Annotated in this window: 10 protein-coding genes; 5 read left to right on the forward strand and 5 right to left on the reverse strand. The window is 56.8% G+C overall.

Going from position 1 to position 9931, the window contains the following annotated elements; all coding sequences use genetic code 11:
* The 4 genes from A5774_RS11505 to A5774_RS05465 all read right to left on the reverse strand — a co-directional run.
* On the reverse strand, positions 1–298 hold a 298-nt coding region (locus A5774_RS11505), incomplete at its 3' end, for a transposase (protein WP_231892356.1).
* A 36-nt stretch (positions 299–334) separates the two neighbouring features.
* Positions 335–1507, reverse strand: coding sequence for a type II toxin-antitoxin system HipA family toxin (locus tag A5774_RS05455; protein WP_064833741.1), 1173 nt, complete (start codon positions 1505–1507; stop codon positions 335–337).
* Positions 1507–1752 (reverse strand): helix-turn-helix domain-containing protein, encoded by a 246-nt coding sequence (locus tag A5774_RS05460; RefSeq protein ID WP_231892357.1) that lies wholly within the window; start codon positions 1750–1752, stop codon positions 1507–1509. The genes A5774_RS05455 and A5774_RS05460 overlap by 1 nt, the downstream gene beginning before the upstream one ends.
* Before the next feature lie 234 nt (positions 1753–1986).
* Positions 1987–3819 (reverse strand): phosphoenolpyruvate carboxykinase (GTP), encoded by a 1833-nt coding sequence (locus A5774_RS05465; RefSeq protein WP_018121541.1) that lies wholly within the window; start codon positions 3817–3819, stop codon positions 1987–1989.
* Positions 3820–4096: 277 nt separating this feature from the next.
* On the opposite strand from A5774_RS05465, the gene trmB reads away from it, so the two are divergent.
* The 5 genes from trmB to A5774_RS05490 all read left to right on the forward strand — a co-directional run bounded on the left by trmB (position 4097) and on the right by A5774_RS05490 (position 9513).
* The gene (trmB, locus tag A5774_RS05470; RefSeq protein ID WP_026168083.1) at positions 4097–4882 is read left to right on the forward strand and encodes a tRNA (guanosine(46)-N7)-methyltransferase TrmB; all 786 of its coding nucleotides are present in this window, start codon (positions 4097–4099) and stop codon (positions 4880–4882) included.
* A gap of 131 nt (positions 4883–5013) precedes the next feature.
* Entirely contained in the window at positions 5014–5673 is a 660-nt protein-coding gene (locus A5774_RS05475; protein WP_021353489.1) for an NYN domain-containing protein, read from the forward strand.
* A gap of 8 nt (positions 5674–5681) precedes the next feature.
* Complete coding sequence (locus A5774_RS05480; protein ID WP_064833746.1) at positions 5682–8057, forward strand: MMPL family transporter; 2376 nt, start codon at positions 5682–5684, stop codon at positions 8055–8057.
* Between the two features lie 14 nt (positions 8058–8071).
* Positions 8072–9109: a YbhN family protein gene (locus A5774_RS05485; protein ID WP_024272854.1), complete on the forward strand. Its 1038-nt coding sequence runs from the start codon at positions 8072–8074 to the stop codon at positions 9107–9109.
* A 5-nt stretch (positions 9110–9114) separates the two neighbouring features.
* Entirely contained in the window at positions 9115–9513 is a 399-nt protein-coding gene (locus A5774_RS05490; protein WP_064833748.1) for a DUF3054 domain-containing protein, read from the forward strand.
* On the opposite strand, the gene A5774_RS05495 is transcribed toward A5774_RS05490, so the two are convergent.
* Positions 9427–9931, reverse strand: a 505-nt coding sequence (locus tag A5774_RS05495) for an EamA family transporter (RefSeq protein ID WP_156519554.1), incomplete at its 5' end; no start/stop codon positions are given. The genes A5774_RS05490 and A5774_RS05495 overlap by 87 nt on opposite strands.

Raw genomic sequence — 9931 nt, forward strand, 5'->3', positions numbered from 1 at the left:
TGGTGTCGCGAAGCTCTTGATTCTCACGCCGAAGCTTGGCTACCTCTGCCACGAGGTCTTCGGGCAACGGCTCGGCAATACGACCGTCGCGGCGAGCAGCTTGTGTCCACTGCCGAGCAGTATGCCATGAGACGCCCAACTTCGGCGCCACTGCCTGGCACGCAGCCTGCATCGACATGTTTTCTGCCAGGATGCGATCCTCCACCAAGCGAACGACGCGGTCCTTGGCATCCTGGTCAAATTTTTGGGCATGTTCCAGATTTTCCCATCTACTCAGACGGAACAAAACCTGGGACACTTCACCTGACACCCTCGCTGTACCGAGAATGGAGTTTTAACTACTCAATAGTTTTTCGGTCTCCAAGCTACGGAACCGTAATTGTCTTTCTGCTCCGTACCGCGCCGAGCCTTCGAAAGGCAGCTCGGATAAATCCATCTGCTTCACCACGTCGAAAACAATCTTTGCAGCCGCCTGCATCACCGGACGCCGTAGTCCAATACTCGCGCAAAAGTCTTCCCAATGTCGCGCCCGAATATCCTTGATTCTTCCCGCAACCGGAAGCGCCATCGTCATGTCCCTATAGAACACAGTCGATGGCACGTCATAGACCGGCGACACCTTCCACTTCCCGGAACTCGATTGCAGCACAGAGATATTCTTGGCATGCAGGTCACCGTTGCCAGTCAACCAGGCATAAAAAAATTGCATAAAAAGATTCCTCGTGGCAACCGGCGGTGCAGACACCGTTTGCTGCACGGCACGCACGACGTCTTCAGCGGAAACGTCGTATTTCTTTGCCGGTAAAATATTCAATAACTGGGCTGCATCTTCCATCGCCCATCGTTGCCCGGCATCGCTACGGTCAAACCTCTGCACCAACAATCCCGGACGCCCTACCTGGTCATGCACTATCTCATGCTTGGCAACGGGTATACCCAGCTCCCGTGCATGTCGTAAGTGAAAAGCCTCATTAGCGACTAAATGCGGGTGCTCCGGCGGGTCAATCTTTAGGATTCCTTGCATGCCACCAATGTGCACAGGAGTATTAACCATCGATGCAGACGCTTTAGTTTGTACGCCCGCGATGCCCACTCCGTCCACTGACGAGGTGAGTGCTGCAAAATCTTGCAGTCTCACATCTCCCATGACCAGTGACTTTTGCTCTTGAGGCTTCGTGCCTCCAGGAATTACTTGAACATCGCCCGGTAAATCATTGCCTATTGCCAATATCAAACTTAACTCATCATCAGAAGAAGTTTTCACAGCTTTCCGCAGCACGGTGAGACGATGCCCTTCAGGCAACAACCCTGCAAAAAAGCTCGGCAATCCTCCACCCGGCATCGTCACTGATGCAGAATTAACCGGCAAGGTAGTCGCTACAGGCGCCCCGCAATACTCTCCGACATAAGAAAACGAGAGAACCCCTACTTGGTCTTTAACTATTTTCCCGGCTAAGACACCATTCTTATATACATCAACGTGCGTGATTCGCTTCAGACTTTCCATTACCGAACGTCCAGCTCCAAGCCGAGAGTCTCCAAGGTAGCCAACACAGCCTTCACGCTGGGGCTACCAGTACCCTTCTCAATTTCACGCAACGTGCGATCAGAGATCCCAATCATCAAGGCAAGTTGGGGTTGGGTGAGCATGTATTCCTTACGGGTACGCCGGATTACGCTGCCCAGTTTCCGCGCTTGCGTCGCACTATCAGCAGGCTGCATACAACCAGCTCCAACGTGAGGGCCAGACATCAGGACGGAAAAATCCTTCCGGTTAGGTGTACTTTTAAATTAAATCCTAGTCCAGAAAACCGAAATCAGAAAGATCCTTCCGTTAGTGTTCTTCATCGCCCCGTTTTCGCACGCAAAAAGCGCAAACGGAATGATCTTTCCGTTTGCGCTCAAACACCAGGCCCCAGGCAGGAAGTCCTATCTCAGCGCTTTCCTGCCCTAAACCTGAACCGGCAACAGAGCAGAATGCCAGATTTACTTCGTTGCAGAAGCTTCCTCGATGCGGGACTTCAAAGCCTCGAACTGCTCCAGAACCTCATCTGGGACCCGTGAGCCCAAGAAGTTGAGGTACTCAGCGTTGTCGTCGACATCGCTAGCCCACTCTGCAGGATCCACAGCAAGGACTTCTTTGACCTCGTCCAAGCTGATTTCCAGACCGGTCAGGTCCAAATCCTCAGCACGCGCGGTATTACCCACGATGGTCTTTTCTGCGCCGACCTTGCCATCAACACGCTCGGTGATCCACTTCAATACGCGGGAGTTTTCACCGAAGCCAGGCCAGATGATCTTGCCGTCGTCGTTCTTGCGGAACCAGTTAACCAGGAAGATCGACGGCATCAGGTCGCCGCCCTTCTTGCCCATGTCAATCCAGTGCTGCAGGTATTCACCAGCGTTGTAGCCCATGAACGGCAACATCGCCATTGGGTCGTGGCGCAGCGCACCGACGGTTCCCTCGGCAGCGGCAGTCTGGCCGGAAGCCAGCAGCGAACCAATCATGGTGCCGTGCTCCCAATCGAAAGCTTCGGTCACCAGCGGGATGGTGTCGGCACGACGCCCACCGAACAGGATGGCGTCGATCTTCACGCCGCGCCAGTCGTCGTATTCCGGGGCAGCGACAGGGCACTGGGAAATTGGCACGCAGTAACGGGAGTTCGGGTGCGCAGCCTTCTCCGCAGAATCCGGGGTCCAGTCATTACCCTTCCAGTCAATCAGGTGCTCTGGGGCTTCCCCATCCATGCCTTCCCACCAGACGTCGCCGTCGTCGGTCAGCGCAACGTTAGTGAACAAGGTATTGCCTGGTTCGATAGTGCGCATCGCAATAGGGTTGGATGCATAGTTGGTGCCCGGCGCGACGCCGAAGAAGCCGTTTTCTGGGTTCACGGCATACAGGCCGTCTTCGCGCAGGTGCATCCACGCAATATCGTCACCGACTACCTCTGCGGACCAGCCATCCAGCGTTGGGGTGATCATGGCCAGGTTGGTCTTGCCACAAGCGGATGGGAATGCCGCAGCAACGTTGTAGTTTTTGCCTTCTGGGCTGGTCAGCTTCAGGATGAGCATGTGCTCAGCCATCCAGCCTTCTTCTTTCGCCATGACCGAGGCGATGCGCAGCGCGTAGCACTTCTTCGCCAAAATGGCGTTACCACCGTAGCCGGAGCCATAGGACCAGATTTCTTTGCTCTTCGGGAACTGGGTGATGTACTTCGTTTCATTGCATGGCCAGGCAACATCTTCCTCGCCTGGTTCCAGCGGGGCACCCACGGAGTGTAAACAGCGCACGAAGGAGCCTTCGTCGCCAAGCTTATCCAGGACTTCCGTGCCCATGCGGGTCATGGTGCGCATGGACATGACGACGTACGCCGAGTCCGTCAGCTGGATGCCCAGTTTTGGGTCTGGATCATTGATCGGACCCATGCAAAAAGGTACGACGTACATGCGGCGGCCTTTCATGGCGCCGGTGTAGACGTCGACCATTTCCTCTTTCATGGCCTGCGGCGGGGCCCAGTTATTGGTTGGGCCGGCACCTTCCTGGTCTTCTGTACAGATGAAAGTGCGCGATTCCACACGAGCGACGTCCGATGGGTTCGAGCGTGCTAGGTAGCTGTTTGGACGCTTTTCCTCATTGAGCTTGATGAGGGTTCCTGCGTCGACAAGTTCGGCTGCAAGCCGATCCCATTCTTGTTGCGAACCATCGACGAACACAACGTCTTCTGGTTGAAACATAGCAACGGCGTCGTTGATCCAGTTGATCAATTCTTTGTTCTGCGTTGGCGCTTCACCAACAAGTCCCGTGATTGGGGCGCTCATTTAGACTCCTGATCGGTCACTACAGCAGGTTGGACATGCCCCAGGGTAGCGACTACCAGGGGTGAAAGGTAATAACCACGTATAAGCGTGTATGCACGCACTGCCACTACCCCTGCTTATCCACATTTTGATTCTGCAAAATGTGCACTTGCCACCCTCATACAGGGGTAATATCGCGCAGGTTTGGATCACCCGAAAACACCTGTGCCCACAGTGAAAGCCCCCGAATTGTTCTACTATTTTTGACAGGGAACAATAGGCAATAATGAATAACGCAATGAATACAGTCAATACACACAATAACCAGCAATCCCGCGGCATCGGCGAATTTCCTGCCGGTCGGCCCCCACAGACCGATTTCAACGAGGTTTTCAACAATGACCTCGACTACCCGCGGCTAGGCACCGTGACTTTTCGCCGCGGCTCGCTCAGCGACAACCAGCTGGCGACCTTCGAAAAGCACTGGCCAGAACTCGGCGCGATGCTTGCCGACGAACACGTCGACGTCGACAAGTGGTTTGGCCGCAGCGGCGCACCCACGATCGTGGAAATCGGCTCCGGCACAGGTACTTCAACCGCGGCAATGGCACCAAAAGAAGCAGATACCAATATTATTGCCGTCGAGTTGTACAAGCCCGGCCTGGCGAAGCTACTTGGGCAGGTAGTACGCGAAGACATCCCGAATATCCGCATGATCCGCGGCGACGGCATGGAAGTACTCATGCGCATGTTCGCCCCAGAATCGCTCGATGGCATCCGCGTGTTTTTCCCGGACCCATGGCCGAAAGCCAAGCACCACAAGCGCCGCATCATCCAATCCGGGCCGTTGAACCTGTTTGCCTCTCGCCTAAAACCCGGCGGAGTGCTGCATGTGGCCACCGACCACGCGGACTATGCCGAATGGATTAACGAGTTGGTCGAGGTCGAGCCGCAACTAGAATACAAAGGCTGGCCATGGCCGGAATGCCCACAGCTGACCGACCGCCAACTGATCACCAAATTCGAAGGCAAAGGCCTAGAAAAAGACCACATTATTAATGAATACTTGTGGGTGAAGCGCTAGGCAGAAACGCCCCGCCCCATGAACCCGCAGGATCCGTAGCAGCTGTGCGACACGTACAGCACGTACGGCTGCACACCCCGTGGCCGCATAAAACCCGAAAAAATACGAGAAATACTGGATATACCGAAAATATGGACGCACATACCGCACACACCGCGCAGAATCATTCTGCGCACACTAGTTCAGCGCAGAACAACACTCTGCTGATGATCTGGGACGCACCAAACCTGGACATGGGGCTGGGCTCCATCCTGGGTGGCCGCCCCACCGCTAATTCCCGTCCGCGTTTCGACGCCATCGGCCGCTGGATTCTGGAAATCTCTGAAGAAGAAAACCTCACCCCAGAAGCCTGCGTGTTCACCAATGTCTCACCCGGCGGCGCGGAGGTCATTCGCCCATGGGTAGAAGCACTACGCAACGTCGGCTACGCCGTATTCGCAAAACCAAAAATCACCGAAGAATCTGATGTGGACCCTGACATGGTCGCCCACATCCGGCAACGGTTCGAGGAAGGCAGCTTAAGCGAGATCGTCGTCGCCTCTGCCGACGGCCAAAACTTCCAGGAGCTGCTCGAAGAACTCATCAATGCCGGCATTCCCGCCACCGTGCTGGGTTTCCAGGAGCACTGCTCGTGGGCTGTGAGCCACGAAGATATCGGTTTTGTGGACCTGGAAGATATCGAGGGGGTCTTCCTCGAACCACTGCCGCGGGTTAGTCTGGATGCGCTGCCGGAAGAAGGCGCCTGGTTGGCACCCTTCCGCCCGCTGTCGTCACTATTGTCTAACCGTTAGGAACCGGCATGTTTTTCAGGTGGGGGCAGTTTTCCTATGCCCATCGCAGGATCATTCCGCTGCTGATCATCGCGGCTATCGCCGTGGTCTTCACGGTTTTTGGCACCAAGCTCGACGATCGCCTCAGCCAGGAAGGGTGGGAAGACCCCCGCGCGGCATCAACCACCGCCGCTGAGATTGAGGCCGAGACCTTCGGGCGGGACCGCAACGGCGATGTCATCTTGCTGTTCGACAACCCGCAAGAAAACTTAGAGGCTGCGCGCGCCCACCTGAATTACCTGCAAGAACACTACCCAGACCAGATCGCGCAAGTCACCAGCTATTTCGATACACGCAATCCAAACTTACTGTCCGACGACGGCTCGGTAGCGTTCGCGGCCATCGGTTTAGCAGGTGACGACGAGCAGACCTTGCGTGATTTCCGCACCATCCAGGATGATCTCACCGGAGCCGCAACCGCCCAGGGCCTAGATATCGAGGTTGCCGGAGCCACCGCCGTTGCTGATGCTTTGGACGACGGCATGGCGCACGATATCTCGGTTGCCGAACGCGCAGCATTACCGCTGGTGGGCTTGCTGTTGCTGTTCGTCTTCGGTTCCGTCGTCGCCGCGTTTATGCCGTTGATCGTCGGCGCGCTGTCGATCATGGGCTCCATCGGCATTCTCTCGGTATTGGCCGGGTTCATCCAGGTCAACGTGTTTTCGCAGGCCGTCGTCACGTTGCTGGGCCTAGGCCTGGCCATCGACTACGGGCTATTTATGGTCTCGCGCTTCCGCGAAGAACTAGATAAAGGCCGTGATACCCGCACAGCTGTCGCGATTACCACCGCCACCGCCGGACAAACCGTGGTCTTTTCCGCACTCATGGTGGCCGTTGCCATTTCCAGCCTGCTGATTTTCCCACAGGCGTTTTTGAAATCCGTGGCTTATGGCGCGATTTCCGCCGTCGGCCTCGCAGCACTGCTTTCGGTAACGGTGCTACCAGCAATTTTCGGCATGCTCGGCCACAACATCGACAAGTGGACGGTACGCAAGACCAAACGCTCCCGCCCAATCGAGGAAACCTTCTGGTACCGCGTGCCACGCTGGGCCATGAGCAAAGCTCGCTGGTTTACTGTCGGCATCACCGCCCTGCTGCTCGCACTGACCATCCCGCTGTTGGGTGTCAGCTTCGGCGGCATCAACGAGACCTATCTGCCACCGAGCCACGAAACCCGCCAGGCCCAGGATCGCTTCAACGAGGAATTCCCGGAACACCGCACCGAGCCCATCAAACTTGTAGTCAAGGGGGCCGATAACCAGCAGCTTGTCGACGTCGTCTTGCAAGCCCGTGAGATCGAAGGGCTGACCTCCCCCATGGCGCCGTCCAGCCAGACCATAGACGGCACCACTGTGTTGAGCGCCGGTATTGCAGACCGCGAAGATAACGCCGAAGTTATCGAACAACTGCGCGCGATTACAGCACCGGAAGGCGTGGAACTTTACGTCGGCGGTACCCCGGCGATGGAAGTCGAATCACTCGAAGCGCTGTTTGAGAAACTGCCGTGGATGGCGCTGTACGTTATTGTCGCCACGTTCTTGCTGATGGCCGCGGTGTTCGGCTCGCTGATCATTCCGGCAAAAGCCATCATCATGACGGTGCTGACCTTAGGCGCCACCCTGGGTATTTTGACCGGCATGTTTGTCCTCGGCGCTGGTTCCGGCCTGTTGGATTTCTCGCCGGGCCCACTGATGAGCCCAATCCTGGTGCTGATCATCGCCATCATTTATGGCTTGTCGACGGACTACGAGGTCTTTTTGGTTTCGCGCATGGTGGAAGCCCGCAAGCGTGGAGCGTCAACCGACGACGCCATCAACTACGGCACCGCGCACACCGGCCACATCATTACGGCCGCCGCGCTGATCATGATTGTGGTGGCTGGCGCGTTCGGCTTCTCCGATATCGTGATGATGAAATACATCGCCTTCGGCATGATCTTCGCGCTCTTCCTCGACGCCACTATCGTGCGCATGTTCCTCGTACCAGCCGTGATGCACCTGCTGCGCGAAGACAACTGGTGGGCACCGGCCTTCGTGCACCGAATTTATGAACGCATGGGGCACGGTGCATACGAAGAAACCGTGGTCCCGGCTGGGCGGATGGCGGATACTTCCGGCCCGGACGGTGACCATGAACAGTACGACCTTGCCCCGGAAAACGACCTTGCCCCGGACGGTGACTATTCGCAAAATGAGGAACAGTACGAGCTGGATGAACCGCGCGAACTGCATGAGTCGGAAGTCGTCGCCGATACCAAAGCCATTCGCAGCGGACGCACCACCGACCAAGACAGTGACCTGATTCCGTTCTCGGAGCTCATGAAGCGCCTAGAAAACGACAAGTAGACGGGGCCGCAACGATGAAGAGCACAGTAGGCAAATGGCTGCGGTGGATACTGCCCCTAGCAGTACTCGTCGTCATGGGTATTTTCTTCCGTGACGAGTTAGATTTCTTGAGCGATGGTTTCCGCACCCTTCGTCACGCGCAACCTTGGCCCCTCGTCGTCGTGTTTATCACCTTTGCGTTTTCCCTATTGGCGATGGCCGAGGTGATGCGCAAATTGTTTGTCGCCGGTGGTGTGCCCGTCTCGTTCAAAGAGTGCAACAACATTGTCTTCGCCTCCAATGCCTGGTCGACGACGCTTCCCGGCGGTCCCGCGTTCGCCGCGATCTTGACGTATAAAGTGCAGCGCGCTTGGGGGGCTTCCGTGGTGCTGTGCGGCTGGTTTTTTGTGCTTTCTTCTGCGATTTCCACGCTGTGGGTCGTATTAATCGGTTTTACCGGCGTATTTTTCTGGGGCGCGGATGTGGCGTTGTGGTCATTAGTAGTATCCCTGGCGTTGATGTTGGGTCTGTGCGGAGGCCTGTACTGGGCTTCCTGCAATACCCGGACCGTGGGGCGGTGGATTAAAAACCTGCCGTGGAAAAAGACCGACAAGCTCGTCAAACACGTCAACAAGCTCGACCAAGTGTCGTTGAACTTGGGCCAATTTTCCTGGGTGACGTTGATGGCGTTTTTCAACCGAGCCTTCGATGCCGTTGCTCTGTGGGCTTGTGCCTGGGCCGTGACCGGTAATATGCCGTCGTTCTGGCCTGCCGACGACCACACCACCATCATGGGCATTAGCGTCGCGTTTATTACCGCCAAGCTGGCGGGTTCCGCGCAGATCACCCCGGCGGGCGTCGGCACCGTGGAAATCGCGATTATCACCGCACTAGTGGCTACCGGCATGACGGCCGTCGATGCCACTGGCACGGTGTTGGTCTACCGGCTGATCACCTTCGTTTTCTACAGCGCAATCGGCTGGGTCATCTACTTCGCCTACTACGCACGCAAGGGTATGTCCTACGCCGCGCTGCGCCAGACTGATTCGGAAGAAACCAGCGACGTAAAATAACTGGCATGTCGACGCCTACCCACCACACACCTGCCCGTCCGATCATCTTCGATGCCATCGCGCTGGCAGTTTTCGCCTTACTTGCACGTATTGCCCACCAGTCTGCGGACATGCCACTGTCTTTCGTGGGCTGGTTATCCACGCTGTGGCCATTCCTTATTGGGCTGGGTTTCGGCTGGTTATTGCTTTCCCGCGCGACGGCGCTGACGATGGTCAGCGGTGCGCGCAACGGCCGCGGGGCGGCCATCGTGTGGTTGTGCACCGTCATCGTCGGGCTGGTCATCTGGGCGTTGCGTAATGGGGCGGTGCCGCACTGGTCATTCGTGTTGGTCGCCAGTGCGACGTCCGCACTGTTCATGTTCGGTTGGCGCGCTGCCGTCGCGCTGGCCGGTTCCCGCAAATGATACCGTTTGTCGGCGCTGCTCCCGCCTGCTGTGTCGACGCATCCGCACCAAGTCAGCGACATACACCGCCACCGCGACCCAAATGATGATGAAGCCGATCCAGCGCTGCTGCGACATCGGTTCTTGCGTAATAAACAGCGCCCACAACATCAGAATCGTCGGGGTAAGGTACTGCAGCATGCCGATCGTCGACAGCGGCAGCATGTGCGCACCGCGGGCATAAAACAACAGCGGGGTGGCGGTGACCAGACCACACGACATCATCAGCAGGGTGTGTCCCCAGCCTTCACTGGTGAAAGTTGATTGTTGCTCTGGGCTCACGCTGATATATGCCACATAGCCCAGCGCGAGCGGCAGCATGATCATCGTTTCTGCCCCGACGGAGAAAAACGCGGACACGGCGACTTTCTTTTTCAGC

The organism is Corynebacterium sp. EPI-003-04-2554_SCH2473622 (genome assembly GCF_001665955.1).
In the GTDB taxonomy this organism is placed as follows: Bacteria; Actinomycetota; Actinomycetes; order Mycobacteriales; family Mycobacteriaceae; genus Corynebacterium; species Corynebacterium pseudodiphtheriticum.